Genomic DNA, 15,364 nt, shown 5'->3' on the forward strand with positions numbered 1-15,364 from the left:
GCACAGAGCCTATTCTTGATCCGCACATATTAAAAACGCACAAATTGAGCAATGCGCACTTTGTTGAAAGTACGCCTTTTGGCAATGTTTGGTGCGTTCACGGGCAAGACGGTTCCCAATTGGCACTTAAGGTTTACGGACCTCGCGGCATGCGCAATGAAAGAGGGGGCTTTGACTTTCTTCGCTCCCGTAATGGGGTTGGCTGCGCAAAAGTGCATTTTGCAGATGAGAAAATTGCCCTTTTGGAATGGCTGGACGGGCCGTCCTTGGGTGATGTTGCCCGAAATGGTGATGACCAGTTGGCCAATTCGGAACTGGTTGAAGTCGCCAATACTATCCACTCAAAAAGCCCAAATGTTGAATTTGACCTGCCAACTGTTGAAACTTGGTTCGAGGCGTTATTGGGGCTAACGCTTTCACGAAATGCTGACCCGAAAGGCTTGGTAGCGATGGGCCGAGCCCAGGAGTTGGCGAGAATTGCGTTGGCCGATCAGGACGAACTTATACCGCTACATGGTGATTTGCATCACGAGAACATTCGATTTGGTACACGCGGATATTGTGCGTTTGATGCGAAAGGTGTGCTCGGGGAAAAGGCATTTGAATTGGCGAATGCATTTCGGAACCCGCGCGGCATTCGTGAGATTGTCTATGATCGGCACAGAGTTGAGGCCTTGGCCGATTTCTGGTCAACGGCATTTGCTGTTCCGCGTTTCAAGTTGGTCCGCTGGGCAGCGGCAAGGTCTGCATTGTCTATCTCATGGCGTTGCAAAGACCGCACATTCGTTGGTGATGATGAGATCGAATTGTTAGAAATATTGCTAGCCGCGACGGAGCAGCACTAAGCAATTATGTCGGGCAATAAGATATGCTCGAGCTCTATGATTGCATCTTTGAGCGCTAGCTTTTTCTTCTTTAAGCGTTGCACCAGCATCGGGTCGCTTTGCCCAGAATGGGTGAGCGCGTGAATAGCTGCGTCCAGATCTTTATGTTCTTGACGTTTGGACGCGAGTTTTAGTCCCAATCCTGCCCGTTGTTCGGCGGTAAGTGGCATCATGTGGCAATTGGCCTTCTGATTCTCTTTTGCGTCTGCTTGTTAAAAATACTCCATATTACAAATGTTTGCACAAAGATTTAATTGCATGTGCAATTTAGTTGAAAATTGGCTTCATTTCTTGATTGGACAGTGTGCTGTTTTTTTGCCAGACTGATCATTGTACATACAGAGAAAGGAAGACTTCATGACAACTACTTCCCACCTCAACGCGCTGGAGCGCCGTCATGCCACGCTTGACGATGAGATCCTCCACGAATTGCAGCGGCCGGCTCAAGATGAGCTGAAAATCGGCCTGCTCAAGCGCAAAAAACTCGAACTAAAGGACGAGATATCGCGACTGCAAGATCAGACGCGACAATAGGTGAGAATAGTAATTCTTTTTAGTATCAAACTTGCGTTAGGCCACGATAAATTTCGTGGCCTTATTTCTGGCTAAACGAAACTCAGCACGCCGTCATAGATTAGCTTTAACGCCAGGGTGAATGCTAAAATATAAGCAAGCTTGTAAAACAGGTCGGTCGAAATGCGCCGCACCAGGTAAACACCCAACAGCATGCCCAGAATACCGACAGGCACTAGGGTGGCCGAGCGTACAAGGTTTGACGGCGAAAGCTGTCCCAAAAACGCATAAGGTACCAGCTTTGTCGCATTAACGATGGAGAAGAATACGATCGAGGTCCCGGCATAAAGGGTAGGCTTTAGGCGCTGTGGCAACATGTAAATCTGATATGGTGGCCCGCCGGTGTGGCTGACAAAGCTCGTGAAACCCGCAAAGCTTCCCCAAAACCATCCCCATGGTCTGGAAGGTGGAAGCCCAGCTAACGTTTTGCGCAAAGGCAACCATTCATCAAGACAAAATATCAGTGTAATCACGCCGACCATTAAGCGAACTGCACCTTCTGAGATATATGCAAAGAACAGCCACCCCAACAATATGCCTATGATTGCGCCGGGGAGAAGAATTTTTAGGTTGGGCCAATGAACCTCACGTCGATATGCAACTAGGCCGACGACATCCATTGACAGCAAGACAGGCAGCATAATGCCCACAGCTTCGGTCACCGGCATGGTGAGCGACAATAAGGGAACGCCGACAAAACTTAGCGAACTCACCAAACCAGATTTCGACATGGCAACCAGAAAAATGGCCAAGAAGCTGATACCAACAACAAATGGATCAATGCTGGTGAAATCAAATGTCATAGGTGAAATTCGCTTTTGTCGGCTAGATTGACCCCAAAATAGAGCAATCCGGTTGCGTCACCAAGTATTTGGTGGCTAAATCCGTTCCGCAAGGAGGATGTTATGGGCAGCTCGGTTTCGCTGGTGGCGCGCAATAAGAGCGCCAGGGCGATTACACAATTATGGGATGATGTTTCGATGTTTGAAACATCACCATCCATGCCGACCCTCAAATATCCACCGCATTTCACCTTTGCCATGTTCGAAGACCTAACTGGTGCGGAGATTAAGCGCCAGCTTGGAGACATCTTTTTAAGGGCCCAACCGGTTCGCATTCGCTTTAGCAAAATTCGCTTTTTTGACGGTGACCCGATGGTGGTCTGGACCGCGCCCAACGATATTTCGCGGCTGCTTGCGCTGCATCACGCGGTGCACTCTAGAGTGGATGCGGCGTTGTGCCGATCGAACTATCTGCCCGGTAGTTGGACGCCACACTGCACGCTGGCCACACAAATCGATCCTGCAAAACGTGAAGAAGCCATCTCGTTTATCAATGCAGGCGTTGGCGAATTTGACGTTGTGTTCAATGCAATTGAAGTTATTGATTTCTCACCGATTGAACTTGTGCAGCAATGGCGGCTGGATCTTTAGATTTGCAAAACCCTACTTGAAAGATCAACCAATAGGTCCGCACAATCCGGCTGTATAGTGTCATTGGCCACGATGTTTTTCTTGATCTGATTGCACTTGGTGCATTGATGGATGATTTGCCAGCCTTTCTTTTTATGGCGGACAAGCCCAATCGGCTCCATCAAACCTTTGCAGGGGTTAGCGCGGTCGCCGGGCAGCCGATCGACATGTTTTGACCATAGGCACGCTGGGCAGTGATTGCGATAACTGCCATTTGTGAGTTTTTCAATTTGGTGAGCGCAGCGTTCGCATTTGAACGGCACGTTTTCTTGGTGCTTTGACATCCTGAATCCTTGTTTTCTTGGGGAAAATCAAGGATCAGGGTTCCGTTTACTCTTGGACTTGGATGGAAAGCACGCGGCATTCCATCAGTCGTTCAGGCTTGATAAAAGAGGGACATATTCACCACTTCGCTGTCGCGGCTACTTCCAATTCCTGCTTGCAGACGGCTTGCGAAATAACGCTTTCTGCTCGAAGTCTACCGCCACGGGTGCAATAGCCATCGGTAAGTGTCATTTTATCTCACTGACATTTAGGCGTCGTCCCCTGTCAGATGTCGTAATGGTGGTTTTCGTTCACAGTTCCTCCGGTATTCACTTTTCAGGCGCTGTTTTAACGCCATTCTTTTTGGCGTCAAGTTCAGCTTCTAGATCATCAAGATCTGATTGCATGACCTGCGCGAGCAATTCGCGGGCGGTTTTGACATGGCCGATCATCGCCTCGTCGTCACCGCGCAGCTGATATGCTTCATGCAACATTTCCACATCATGTTGGGCAAATGTATTGGCCAACATATTGGCTTTCTCTTTTGAATAGCCAAGCGACATGAGCGCTCGAATGCCAAGCTGCAAGGCCGAGTGAAATGTGTCGCGTTCAAATGCGTGTACGCCGATATCCATCAAATCATGAGCGTGATTGCGATCTCTGGCGCGCGCCAAAATTTTAATGTCCGGAAATTGCTGGCGCACCATGGTGGCGATCTCAGACACGATTTCGGGGTTGTGAATGGAGATGACCATAAGATCGGCTTTGTCCGCGCCAGCAGACTTGAGCACTTCAAGCCGTCGTGCGTCGCCGTAAAACACTTTGGCGTCGAACTTCTTCATCAATTCGATTTGTTCTGGATCATGGTCGATCAACGTTGCCTCAAACCCCTGTGCGGTGAGGAGGCGTGTAACGATTTGGCCAAAACGACCGTAACCCAAAACAATGACACGATTGCGCACATCAATGTCGTCATCTGCCCGTGTTGGTGTGGACTGAAGCGATTTCAGGTGGGGCGCGACGATCCGATCAAACACGATCAAGAGGATCGGTGTGATGATCATCGAAAGGGCAACAATCACGTTGAGCATGCTCGCGAGGTCTGGGCTTAACGCACCGGCGCCCAGGGCAAACTGGAACAGCACAAAGGCGAATTCACCACCTTGGGCAAGCAGCGTTGCAAACAGTAACCGATCGGCAATATGAAATTTAAAAATTGATGCAAGAGCGTAAAGCACGCCAAACTTCACGGCGGCCAGCGCTGCGACCAACAAAAGAATGAGCCACGCATTGTTGAGGAACACTGAAAACTCAATCGACATGCCCACTGAGATGAAGAACAGTCCGAGGAATAATCCTTTAAACGGATCGAGATTGCTTTCCAATTCATGTCGATATTCGCTGTCCGCCAGGATGACGCCGATCATAAAGGCCCCAAGCGCAGGGGAAAGATTAATCCAGTCCATCAACAGCGCGGCCGCGACCACCAGAAGCAATGAGAGGGCCGTGAAAATTTCTCGCACCCCCGTCTTGGCGATGAAGCGCAGAACGGGGCGTAGTAGGTAACGTCCAGCCAAATACATGGATGCAAATACAAGCGCAACGCGCGAACCGGACTGCCAACCTGATTCCGTCATCACGGGGTCGGCATGCGCGTCGGTCGGTGCCACGGCCGCGAGTTCTGGAATAATCAGAAGAGGGATGACCGCAAGAAACGGGATGACGGCGACATCTTGCACCAGCAAAACAGAAAAAGCGGATCGGCCAACGCTGCGTTCCATGATGGAACGCTCGTCGATGATTTTTAACACAATTGCGGTTGAGGATAGGGATAGGCCCAAACCTGTAACAATGGCTGATTGCCACTGCATGCCGAACGCGAAGCTAAGGGCTGCAATAAGAGCGGCGGTGATGGTTACCTGAGGCAAGCCCAACCCAACCAGTCGGACACGCATATGCCAGAATTCGCGGGGTTGAAGTTCCAAACCGATAAGGAACAACATCATCACGACGCCAAATTCTGAGAAATGCAGAATAGTTTCAGGGTCTGCGACCAGCCCTAAAGCATAGGGGCCGATCAAAACGCCAGCGAGCAAATAGCCCAACACCGGGCCAAGGCCGGTCACTTTTGCCAGCGGCACCACGATGACCGCTGCAGATAAGAAAATGAAACAGGCGACTAAAAAGCTGTGTTCCATCAGCGTTCGCCTATTGGCTTAAAAGTAGAATATGTGTTGGCAACATAAAAAAACGGACCCGCCATAATTCCTCCGATCGAGGCGATCATGGCAGATCCGTTTTAAGATCAACTAAACTTGTGTCGAATTTTATGCGTCGTCGTCATCATTTTTAATAGATGTCAGATCGGCGAAAACACTATCCGCATCATATTCAGGTTCAGCATTTTGATTATTGCCCAAAACAGATGGTTGTGGGTCCAAAAATGCTTCGTCGAAAATTGGTTTTGCAGGCACGGTTGCCATCGCTTCTTCGGCGGTTAGCAAACCAGAATCTTCTGCTCGTTGCTCTTCAGGCGGCAAGTTCTTAGCGGCCTTGCGCACTTCCATGTCCAATTCAACCTGGGTGCAAAGACCAAGGGTTACTGGGTCGGCAGGTGTTTGGTTGGCCGCGTTCCAGTGCGAACGCTCACGAACTGATTCAATTGTTGGCTTGGTGGTGCCAACAAGACGCATAATTTGTGCGTCTTTCAGTTCTGGGTGATTGCGCACGATCCAAAGAATTGCGTTTGGTTTTTCTTGGCGCTTGGATACTGGCGTGTAGCGAGGGCCGCGACGCTTAGGAACCGGCACAATTGTTTTCGGGCTTGAAAGAACCATGCGGTATGTGCTGTCAGCTTCAGCCTTCTCAATTTCTTCCTTGGTCAATTGATCGTTCTGAACAGGGTTCACACCCTTAATGCCGCCAGCAACATCGCCGTCTGCAATGCCTTGCACTTCGAGCGGGTGAAGGGCGCAAAATGCAGCGATCTGATCAAATGTAAGCCCTGTATTGTCCACCAACCAAACGGCTGTGGCTTTTGGCATAAGAAGTTGTGTGGCCATAATAATCTCTTTCCTCGGGTGCGAGGCTTTTAGTCACCTTGCACGCCCCTCAAAATTTAAAACTGATGGGGAATTTAGCTGTCATATAGCGCCCAATGCCCCAAAAAGCAATCTTAATTAATCTTTTCACACATTGGCGTTCGCCCGCGTGTGTAAAACGATTTTGCCGAAATGGTCGCCCGCATCCATATCAGCATGCGCGCTAGCCGCATCGTCTAACCTGTAAGTTGTAATCCGCGGCTTGATGAATGTGCCATTTTCAAGTGCGGGCCAAACCCGTGCCATTAAATTGTCAGCGATAACTTGTTTCACTTCATTGGATTGCGCGCGAAGGGTGGAGCCGAAAATGGTTAGACGTTTTGCCACGATTAATCCCATGGTGATGGTCGCTTCTCGACCACCCAAATTCGCTAATTGGATAATTGTCCCTTCAACGGCTGCGGCTCTAATATTTCGGTCAACATAATCAGCGCCGATAATATCAAGAATGACATTCGCGCCGTTCCCGTTTGTTGCTGCTTTGGTTCTCTCAACAAAATCTTCTGTGAGATAATTGATTGCCACATCCGCGCCAACTGAGCGAATATAGTCTAGCTTTTCCTCGCTTGAAGCGGTGGCGATCACAAAGCAATTCTTAAGCTTTGCCAATTGGATAGCCGCTGCGCCAATGCCACCTGCGCCGCCATGGATAAGAACGGTTTGACCATCTTGAAGCCCTGCGCGATCAATCATGGTTTGCTGAACAGTGAACAAAGTTTCAGGTAAAGAAGCACCTTCTGTCATGCTCCAACCGTTTGGCAATGGGAGCACTTGGCCGGCAGGGACGGCGACATATTCTGCATAGCCGCCACCATTGCAAAGAGCGATAACGGGGTCGCCAATTTTGAAGCGTGTTACGCCGCGGCCAACTTGGGCGATGGTGCCTGCGACCTCTAAACCCGGCAGTGGCGATGCATCCTTTGGGGGCGGATAGGCGCCCATACGTTGCAAAATATCTGGGCGATTGACGCCTGCGGCATGCACTTTGATCCCCACTTCACCCGGGTAAGCATATGGCAGCGGAATTTGAACAGGTTTGAGCACATCCGGCGGGCCGGGTTGTTCGATGGCGATCGCTTGCATTGGTTTTTCAGTCATCAAATGGCTCGATTTTTCAATGGTTCAACATTTAGCAAATGTGCTTTTTTACAATTTGGGTGTTGCCCAAACAATGATTCTTATCTCATTATTTTGTGGAACGCAGATAGAAGCAACCAAAGGAGCGCTCATTATGGATGGTGATGAGGTACGTAAATCGATCTCTCATGAGCTTGGCATGTCTCTTGATGCGATATCGGTTGATGAGCTGGCGGACAGAATTTTGTTGCTGGAGCGCGAAATTGAACGACTAAAGGCGGAGATTGTTGTAAAGGAAAAAAGCAAAAATGCTGCAGATGCTGTATTTAAGTTTTAGGCCTAGATGTTTGGCAGTAACCTTTGCGACGTACCAAAAATTTGGAAACAGATATGAATTCTAGACCTCACACCCATACGATTGGCATGCCGCTGGATGGTATGTCTGCTCTTGAGCTTGAAGAGCGGTTGGTGATCTTGTTCAATGAAATGCAACGGGTACGCTTGGCAGCGGACACACAGCAAAAAGCCGAAGGTAAGTTGCCAAGTAGCGGCATAAATGAAAAATTTCAGACCATGTTCCCCCGCTTGTCCAATCCAGATTTAGGCAAGTGAGTGACGGCATTCAACTGTTGGTAGATTTTTATGTCCCGGGTTGAATTGCACCGAAGCCAAGTTCAACGCGGGATGTTGATGATTGACCAGCATCTCCTAAAAGACCCGGTGGAAGTTCCTCGAATGGAGGAATTGGCGCGTGCATCGGGTGCATCTCAATTCCATTTTCACCGGATTTTCTTCGCCCAAACCGGCGAAAGCCCGCACGGATATTTCAATGCTAGGCGATTGCAAAAAGCAGTTGCTTCTCTTGTCGATAACCCAGATCAAAGACTGATTGATTTGGCGCTTTGGCTTGGATATGAAAGCCACGCCTCTTTCACAACAGCGTTCACCAAACGGTTTGGTATGGCGCCGCGCGAAGCTTTGAATGACCCAAATGCTGCCGCTCAATTGGTTGAAACGCCGAAAAAACAGGTGCGCGCAAAATCATTTGAATTGGACCACGCTGTTTCAACTGAAAGGGCATTTGAGTTCTTCTATCGATCTCAACGCGGGGTGATAGACGGGCAGTTTTTCGCCCATCAAAGTGTGGTGCAGCAGATTGGCGAATTCCTCGCCACACATCAGGGTGAAATGTTGCTGCCAACGGCCGCTTTCCCAAAATCGCCGCAGGGCATGAACGACCAATCTGTTGATGGGCATTTTGGGGCTATTTGTTTTTCACCAATGGATCAGAATTGGGCCCAGCACACGCGGCGGTTCGACGGCGGGCGTTGGCTAAAGTTCCCCCATATTGGCAAGTTTCAGTTCCTGCACCAAACTTGGAACCGAGCCTATCAGTTTGTGCTGAGCAAAAGTGAATTCGAATTGCGCGACGAATGGCCAATCGAGACTTACCTCCAATCGCCCCAGAATTATCGGCCGAAAGAAAAGAGCGCGGAAATCTGGTTGCCGATCAAATAAGCAGGATTGGAAAAGCGGGATCAATGTTGGCGCTGTAATTTGCGGCCAACAAAGGAGCAAGAAATGAGTTTTCTTCAAAAACACGATGTTGGTGCTGTGCATCAATTGCTGAAAAATGATCCGCAAAAAGTTGAGTTTGTGCTTGATGGTCTGAAAAAACACCATGGGCAAAAAGAGGGCGAAATCCACGCTTTTGCTCAGTATTTTCCAGACGAAAAGCCAAAGGGTGAAGGCTGGCTGAAGGGCCTGCCGGTAAGTGTAAAGGATCAGTTTCACCTATCGGGGAAATTGGCGCAATTTGGCTTAGGCGCTGCACCTAAATCGCCGTCCACGCAAACGTCGACATGCATTCAAAACCTGGTGGATAGCGGCGCGACCATCATCGGCAAAACAAACTTGCCACCGCTCGCAATGGACTTTCAGTGTTTAAGCGGCAATGGGGTAAGAGCTAACAACCCGCACAATGTTGAATATACAACAGGTGGTAGTTCCGGCGGCAGCGCAGCCGCCGTCGCGTCTGGCATGAGCCTGTTGGATATTGGCGCTGACCTTGCAGGGTCGCTGCGCATTCCAGCTGGGTTTTGTGGTGTCATGAGCCTGCTGCCATCAGAAGGTGCTTTGTCGACGGATGGTATGTTGGTTGACCCTGATCGCAAACTCGCTCATTTCGCTCGGCCCGGACCCATCGCATATTGTGCTGACGATCTATGGTTGGCGTTTTGCGCCCTACGTGGTGATAAAGAGGCACCTGAAGGCCTTTCAGCGACAAACGCAAAAGGAAAACGCATTGCGGTTTGGGACCAACGGTTTGAGGACCCCGTCGATCAAGACACGGCCACAATCTTTCAAACGATTGGCGCAAAACTGGAGGGATGCGACCTTCAGGTGGAAGGCCTTTCTCAGAACATGTTCAGCACTCAAAATGCACATCTTTTTGGTCGCATTATGGGGTTTGAAACCGGCGATTTGATGAGCTTCATTCAGCGCAAGTTGGCCCGGTTCTTTGGCAAGTCGGCCGAAGCGCGTTCGCCGCGCTTCCTAAAGCCGGTGCAAGATGGTTACAAACATGACCGTAAAGATTACGTCGACGCTTTAGCGACGCGGGAAAAGAAAATTGGCGAGTTGGAAGAGCAGTTGGCCCATGTGGATGCGGTTATTGCGCCCCTATGTCCGGTTGCGCCGTTTAAACACATTGAGCCGAATTCAGACCATAATGGCATAAGGGATTATCAACATCAGTTCGATGTGAGCGGACGCAAAATGAGCTACCTGGATTGCATTACCTACTACACCACGCCTATTTCGTTGCTTGGCTTGCCAGTGGTTACGATAAGAGTTGGCACATCAAGTGCTGGCCTTCCGATTGGGGCTCAGCTCATCGGAAAAGCCAATAAAGAGAAAGAATTACTTGAATTGGCAAAGCTGATTGAACAACAATTTGAAGCCTAGAATTTGGGGCGAAAAAAGGGGTGAAATCCAAAGACGGTTAAGAAAATGACTCTGGTTAAGGTTCCATTAAACGTTCTGGGTTAATCTTTCTTTATCCAACATATTTTGTTGGGTCTAACAGAGCGGTTTTCACTCTCTGTTCGACGCCTCCCTGTTAACTTCGAGAGCCGATTTATTCGGCTCTTTTTTTGGTTGCTCACGGGTTACCGAAAAGTTAAGTCTTCACACTCTCTTCATATCAATGCAGTTTCACAAAACGGCCGAATTTTGTTTGTTAAGTGTTTGCATGTAAGTTTGCTGTAACAGCGAGCACCAAATGCAGCAAATTGTGACCCATTCAATGCGTCACATACAGATAAGGACGGCAAGGACATTGACCCAATCCGATAATTCCAAGGATGCTCAATCTATTGGCCCTCGCATTGTCGCGACGGGCGGTTTTGATAATCTATATCGCGAGGGTATGCGGCTTGTCGAAGAAGCCGCGGCATATCTAGATGGTGATGGCCGAGCCGCCAGCAAAATGCTTGGGCGCGATGCGTCTATGCTCTATGCGTCTCAGTCTATGCAACTCACAACCCGCCTCATGCAATTGGCGAGTTGGCTTTTGTTGCAGCGTGCTGTGCGTGAAGGCGAGTTGACTGAACAAGAAGCATTGTCCGAAGATCGTCGTGTTGAACTCAACACCAAAATGGCAGATACCAATGTGCCCATGTGGAGCGAGTTGCCCGAACCCATGCGCTTAATGATCGACAAGGCAGATTCGCTGAATAAGCAGATACATGCGCTGGACGCAATGGAACGCGGTGGCGCGGTTGAGCAAGCAGAGCCGCAAAACCCGGTGAACTCACATCTTGCGCGACTTCGCAGTGCGTTTGACAATAAAGCTGAAAGCTAGGCCGTCGGGACTTGGAAGTTACGCAACAAAAAACCCGGCACATTGGCCGGGTTTTTTAATTCTCTAGCAAGAATGGTGCGGCGCTTAGCTGCCCAAAATGCCTTTATACTTGTCTTTAAAGCGAGAAACGCGGCCGCCACGGTCCATCAACTCGCCTGTGCCACCAGTCCAAGCCGGGTGAGTCTTAGGGTCAATGTCGAGTTGCATTGTTTCGCCTTCAGAACCCCAAGTCGAACGAGTTTCGAATTCTGTGCCGTCTGTCATAACCACTTTAATCGTGTGGTAATCTGGATGAATGTCTTTTTTCATCTGGTTGCGCCTTCAATTCAAATTTTGAGGATTGTCGACATAAAAGGCATAAGAAAACGCCAAGTTGTCCACCTCATGGAAACAGTTGGGCGGTTTCTAACCGATCTTTGCGCAAACTGCAAGCGTCCTGATGCTTGAATGGGTGATTCATGCAATAAGCGAACACGCCTATTGAGTTTGGTGTGCTCAATACCTATTTTAAGGCCTGTAATTTGCGATTGGATTTCAAATATGTCGGATATGTCCAGCAACCAAGCCAAGGACACGCTGTCGCGTGCTCAAAAAGCGCGCGTTGATAATAAGGCACGCTTAGAGAAGATTGTATTGACTGCGGACAGGGATAGCGGCGCGAGTTCATCTGAACCGCTCAAGGCGCTATTGCCATTCGTGCTGAAATATCCTTATCGGCTAACATTCACAGCGCTATTTTTGCTGCTTGCTGCATTTGCGGCGCTGGCGATTCCACTGTTTGCCGGCAACATCATTGATGAAGGCTTCGTGACCCAAAATCTGGATGCGGTGAATTCATATTCGCTTGGCATTGTTGCGATTGCGGGTATTTTGGCAGTCGCGTCTGCGGCGCGGTTTTATTTCATTTCGGTGATTGGCATGCGGGTTATCACCGATATTCGCCGCGCAGTTTTCGCTCACCTGATGAACATGGATGTGGTATTTTTTGACACCAACCGCACTGGTGAGTTGATTTCGCGCATAACTTCAGATGTCGGCATTGTGCGCGGTGCGCTTGATAGCGCGTTGCCTGTCGTGTTGCGGTCCGGGGTGATGTTAACCGGCGCTGTCATCATGATGTTCATCACATCATTCTATTTAGCTGCCGCGGTGGTGATTGTTATTCCAGTTTTGGTTTTCCCCGTTGTTTGGTTGGGTCGCTATATCCGCGGACTTTCACGCAAACAGCAGGATAAGATTGCGGACCTTGCGGCCTTGGCTAGCGAAACATTTGGCGCGATTAAAACCATTAAGGCCTTCACACGCGAAGGCCAACGCAATGAAGAATATGGCGAATATGCCGAAGCCAGCTATCAATCCGAAGTATCGCGATTGTTGGTGCGTGCCGGTATGATTGCATTTGTGATTTTCCTTACGGCAACCGGCATTGTTGGACTTGTTTGGTTGGGCACCCAACTCGTTTCAAACGGTCAAATCACCGTTGGTGAGTTGAGCCAGTTCCTCATTTACGCGATGATGGCCACAGCGACACTAACGGGCATCTCTGAAATTTTGGGCACGTTGCAAACCGTTGCGGGTGCCACAGAGCGGATCACTGAAATTCTGGGCACTGAGCCGAGCATTGATGCTGCACAAAACCCTGTTGCATTACCCGTGCCAAGCCCGGCCACGGTGTCATTTGATAATGTTGATTTTCAATATATGACGCGGGACGATGAGAGTGTTTTGAACGGCATTAGCTTTGAGGTGAATTCTGGTGAAACCGTTGCGCTGGTTGGCCCTTCGGGAGCAGGTAAGTCGACAGTATTCTCGTTGCTTCAGCGGTTCTACGATGTCACTGGCGGCCAATTGCGGGTTGACGGCGTGGATGTGCGCGAAGCGGACTTTAGCGAGCTGCGCAAACGCTTCGCCTATGTAGAGCAAGATGCGATCATGTTCTCTGGCACCATTGCCGACAATATCCGTTTCGGTAAACCCGACGCCAGCGATGAAGACGTGCACGAAGCCGCGAAGGTGGCGCTGGTCGATGATTTTGTTCAACGGCTTGAACACGGATATGAGAGCATTGTCGGCGAACGCGGCGTGATGCTGTCCGGCGGGCAAAAACAGCGCGTGGCTATCGCCCGTGCCCTGCTCAAAGACGCACCAATTCTGTTGCTGGATGAAGCCACAAGCGCGTTGGATGCCGAAAGCGAAACCAAGGTGCAACAAGCACTAGAACGCTTAATGGTTGGCCGCACAACCCTCGTCGTCGCCCACCGCCTCGCCACCATCAAAAACGCTGATCGTATTTTGGTGTTGGAAGACGGCAAAGTCATCGACCAAGGCACCCACGATCAGTTGATCGAAAAGGGTGGTCGCTACGCCGAATTGGCGAAGTTGCAGTTTCAGCAATAGGTGGTCACGATCCGCAATCTCCTCGTCATGCTCGGGCTCGACCCGAGTATCCGTGCTGAATTGAGCACCTGCTAGATGCTGATGTCCAGTCGAAAAATCTTTATTTGTTGATGGTTCTATGGACCCTCGGGTCAAGCCCGAGGGTGACGGGGTGGGATGTTCTTGACTCCCAGCAGCTCGATGAGATCGTTTCAACTCAGAAATTCTAGGACGTAGCAAGCTCTACGGCGGACGTCTGTATTGTCTGCCTGTGTATGCTCATTTAGTTCTGATTTGAATTGATCTGTTGCGATTTGAGGAAGCAGATTACATATCCGCCGAAATTCGCGCCGGCCCCCATTTTGGATGTGTTTGCGTATTAACGTTCGGATGATTTTGCACTCGTGTTCGTCAAGCTCGAGTGATTTGATCTGCTTTAACAACCATTCCTTTTGATAGCCGGACCGATGGTAAATGGGGTCGACATTAAGAAAATCGAAAATGAACTCTCTTTGTTCATCATTTTTGGACATTGCTCCAGTTGTTGCAGATTGCAGAGTTTCATCCATCTCAAACCAAAGTTTGTTGAATCTGGCGCACGCGTCGGTCCAAGCATTTTTGTCGACTTCAGAACGGTCTCTAAACTCAAGGGTACGACTGATTTCGTTGCAAAGGTCGTTCAATCGATTGCAGTGACGCTCAACAGTTCCGATAAAGCGGGGCATAAATTCACCCTAATCCGTCAGCTTAAACTCAATCCGCCGGTTGCGGCGATAGGCTTCGTCGGTATCACCAGTGTCGATGGGTTGGAACTCACCAAAACCGGCAGCCACCAAACGAGTTGGCGAGATGCCTTGGTTGACTAGATATTTGGCCACCGAAATCGCACGACTGGCTGATAGCTCCCAGTTTGAGGGGAAACGAGGGGTGTTAATAGGGCGTTTGTCTGTGTGCCCGTCAATCCGCAAAACCCATGGAATTTCGGGTGGAATTTGGGTTTCCAACTGTTTGATGGCGTTGGCGAGGGCGGTAAGGTCTTCTAGGCCTGCGCCTGCGATTTCTGCGTCACCTGCGCTAAACAGCACTTCGGACTGAAACACAAACCGATCGCCTTCAATGCGGATATCGTCACGTCCAGCAAGGATTTCGCGCAGCTGGCCAAAGAAGTCAGAGCGATAGCGCGATAGATCTTGCACGCGTTGGGCTAGTGCCAGATTGAGGCGTCGGCCCAAATCTGCGATGGCGGTCCGGCTTTCACTGTCGCGCAATTCAGATGCATCAAGGGCTGCTTCCAACGCGGCGATTTGCGAACGCAGGGCGGATAATTGCTGGTTGAGCAATGCGACCTGCGCGGCGGCTTCTGCGCTGAGTTCTTTTTCGTTTGTTAGGTCGCTCGACAGTTGTGCGATTTGGCTGTCTTTTTCATCCGTGCCCGAGCCCAAGCCCGCCAATTGCTGAAGTAGATTATCGCGCTGACTTTCTGTGCCCGAAAGGGTGGCTGAAAGCGAAGCGATGGTGCTTTCCAAATCCTCCGAACTCGCACGTTCGAGTTGCAAGAGTTCTGTCAATTCAGCGATTTGGCTGTTGAGGCGCGTGAGGGCACTATCTTTGCCCAAGATCTCTTGGCTGAGGAAAAACTGGGCTAACATAAACACAGATAAGAGGAAAATTATGACCAACAATAGGCTGGCCATGGCATCCACAAAGCCGGGCCAATAGTCTTGTCTTGCTTGCCGTCTTGCGCGCGCCATG

At 49.8% G+C, this 15,364-nt stretch carries 17 protein-coding genes; 9 read left to right on the forward strand and 8 right to left on the reverse strand.

Annotated elements, in window-relative coordinates; all coding sequences use genetic code 11:
* Positions 1-44: 44 nt before the first annotated feature.
* Positions 45-845: an aminoglycoside phosphotransferase family protein gene (locus AC2D8L_RS14310; protein ID WP_484686149.1), complete on the forward strand. Its 801-nt coding sequence runs from the start codon at positions 45-47 to the stop codon at positions 843-845.
* On the opposite strand, the gene AC2D8L_RS14315 is transcribed toward AC2D8L_RS14310, so the two are convergent.
* A complete protein-coding gene (locus AC2D8L_RS14315; RefSeq protein ID WP_484686150.1) occupies positions 842-1,057 on the reverse strand; it encodes a YdcH family protein in 216 nt (71 codons plus the stop codon). The genes AC2D8L_RS14310 and AC2D8L_RS14315 overlap by 4 nt on opposite strands.
* A 184-nt stretch (positions 1,058-1,241) precedes the next feature.
* Between AC2D8L_RS14315 and AC2D8L_RS14320 the strand changes: the two genes are divergently transcribed.
* Positions 1,242-1,418 carry a YdcH family protein gene (locus AC2D8L_RS14320; protein WP_484686151.1) on the forward strand — a complete coding sequence of 59 codons (177 nt, stop codon included), beginning with the start codon at positions 1,242-1,244 and terminating at the stop codon, positions 1,416-1,418.
* A 71-nt stretch (positions 1,419-1,489) separates the two neighbouring features.
* Here AC2D8L_RS14320 and AC2D8L_RS14325 read toward each other — a convergent pair whose 3' ends face one another.
* A complete protein-coding gene (locus AC2D8L_RS14325; protein WP_484686152.1) occupies positions 1,490-2,260 on the reverse strand; it encodes a sulfite exporter TauE/SafE family protein in 771 nt (256 codons plus the stop codon).
* Between the two features lie 102 nt (positions 2,261-2,362).
* On the opposite strand from AC2D8L_RS14325, the gene AC2D8L_RS14330 reads away from it, so the two are divergent.
* Positions 2,363-2,890 carry a 2'-5' RNA ligase family protein gene (locus AC2D8L_RS14330; RefSeq protein WP_484686153.1) on the forward strand — a complete coding sequence of 176 codons (528 nt, stop codon included), beginning with the start codon at positions 2,363-2,365 and terminating at the stop codon, positions 2,888-2,890.
* Here AC2D8L_RS14330 and AC2D8L_RS14335 read toward each other — a convergent pair.
* From AC2D8L_RS14335 to AC2D8L_RS14350, 4 genes are all read right to left on the reverse strand, one after another.
* Complete coding sequence (locus tag AC2D8L_RS14335; protein ID WP_484686154.1) at positions 2,887-3,213, reverse strand: RNHCP domain-containing protein; 327 nt, start codon at positions 3,211-3,213, stop codon at positions 2,887-2,889. The genes AC2D8L_RS14330 and AC2D8L_RS14335 overlap by 4 nt on opposite strands.
* A 309-nt stretch (positions 3,214-3,522) precedes the next feature.
* Positions 3,523-5,391 carry a monovalent cation:proton antiporter-2 (CPA2) family protein gene (locus AC2D8L_RS14340; protein ID WP_484686155.1) on the reverse strand — a complete coding sequence of 623 codons (1,869 nt, stop codon included), beginning with the start codon at positions 5,389-5,391 and terminating at the stop codon, positions 3,523-3,525.
* Between the two features lie 129 nt (positions 5,392-5,520).
* Entirely contained in the window at positions 5,521-6,255 is a 735-nt protein-coding gene (locus AC2D8L_RS14345; RefSeq protein ID WP_484686156.1) for a DUF1013 domain-containing protein, read from the reverse strand.
* A 126-nt stretch (positions 6,256-6,381) separates the two neighbouring features.
* The gene (locus tag AC2D8L_RS14350) at positions 6,382-7,392 is read right to left on the reverse strand and encodes an NAD(P)H-quinone oxidoreductase (RefSeq protein ID WP_484686157.1); all 1,011 of its coding nucleotides are present in this window, start codon (positions 7,390-7,392) and stop codon (positions 6,382-6,384) included.
* 133 nt (positions 7,393-7,525) lie between these two features.
* On the opposite strand from AC2D8L_RS14350, the gene AC2D8L_RS14355 reads away from it, so the two are divergent.
* The 5 genes from AC2D8L_RS14355 to rcdA all read left to right on the forward strand — a co-directional run bounded on the left by AC2D8L_RS14355 (position 7,526) and on the right by rcdA (position 11,236).
* Positions 7,526-7,708 carry a DUF1192 domain-containing protein gene (locus AC2D8L_RS14355; RefSeq protein WP_484686158.1) on the forward strand — a complete coding sequence of 61 codons (183 nt, stop codon included), beginning with the start codon at positions 7,526-7,528 and terminating at the stop codon, positions 7,706-7,708.
* Positions 7,709-7,761: 53 nt separating this feature from the next.
* Positions 7,762-7,983: a hypothetical protein gene (locus AC2D8L_RS14360; RefSeq protein ID WP_484686159.1), complete on the forward strand. Its 222-nt coding sequence runs from the start codon at positions 7,762-7,764 to the stop codon at positions 7,981-7,983.
* 30 nt (positions 7,984-8,013) lie between these two features.
* The gene (locus AC2D8L_RS14365; RefSeq protein WP_484686160.1) at positions 8,014-8,889 is read left to right on the forward strand and encodes an AraC family transcriptional regulator; all 876 of its coding nucleotides are present in this window, start codon (positions 8,014-8,016) and stop codon (positions 8,887-8,889) included.
* Positions 8,890-8,952: 63 nt separating this feature from the next.
* The gene (locus tag AC2D8L_RS14370; protein ID WP_484686161.1) at positions 8,953-10,338 is read left to right on the forward strand and encodes an amidase family protein; all 1,386 of its coding nucleotides are present in this window, start codon (positions 8,953-8,955) and stop codon (positions 10,336-10,338) included.
* 373 nt (positions 10,339-10,711) lie between these two features.
* The gene (rcdA, locus tag AC2D8L_RS14375) at positions 10,712-11,236 is read left to right on the forward strand and encodes a protease adaptor protein RcdA (RefSeq protein WP_484686162.1); all 525 of its coding nucleotides are present in this window, start codon (positions 10,712-10,714) and stop codon (positions 11,234-11,236) included.
* Between the two features lie 84 nt (positions 11,237-11,320).
* Here the strand turns inward: rcdA and rpmE are convergent, their stop codons facing one another.
* Positions 11,321-11,545, reverse strand: a complete 225-nt coding sequence (gene rpmE, locus AC2D8L_RS14380) for a 50S ribosomal protein L31 (RefSeq protein ID WP_484686163.1) — start codon at positions 11,543-11,545, stop codon at positions 11,321-11,323.
* A gap of 231 nt (positions 11,546-11,776) precedes the next feature.
* Between rpmE and AC2D8L_RS14385 the strand changes: the two genes are divergently transcribed.
* On the forward strand, positions 11,777-13,633 hold the full coding sequence (locus AC2D8L_RS14385) for an ABC transporter transmembrane domain-containing protein (protein WP_484686164.1): 1,857 nt from the start codon (positions 11,777-11,779) through the stop codon (positions 13,631-13,633).
* A gap of 713 nt (positions 13,634-14,346) precedes the next feature.
* Here AC2D8L_RS14385 and AC2D8L_RS14390 read toward each other — a convergent pair.
* Positions 14,347-15,363 carry a peptidoglycan -binding protein gene (locus tag AC2D8L_RS14390; RefSeq protein WP_484686165.1) on the reverse strand — a complete coding sequence of 339 codons (1,017 nt, stop codon included), beginning with the start codon at positions 15,361-15,363 and terminating at the stop codon, positions 14,347-14,349.
* Between the last annotated feature and the right edge of the window lies 1 nt (position 15,364).

The sequence above is a fragment of the Maritalea sp. YIW29 genome, from assembly GCF_057219265.1.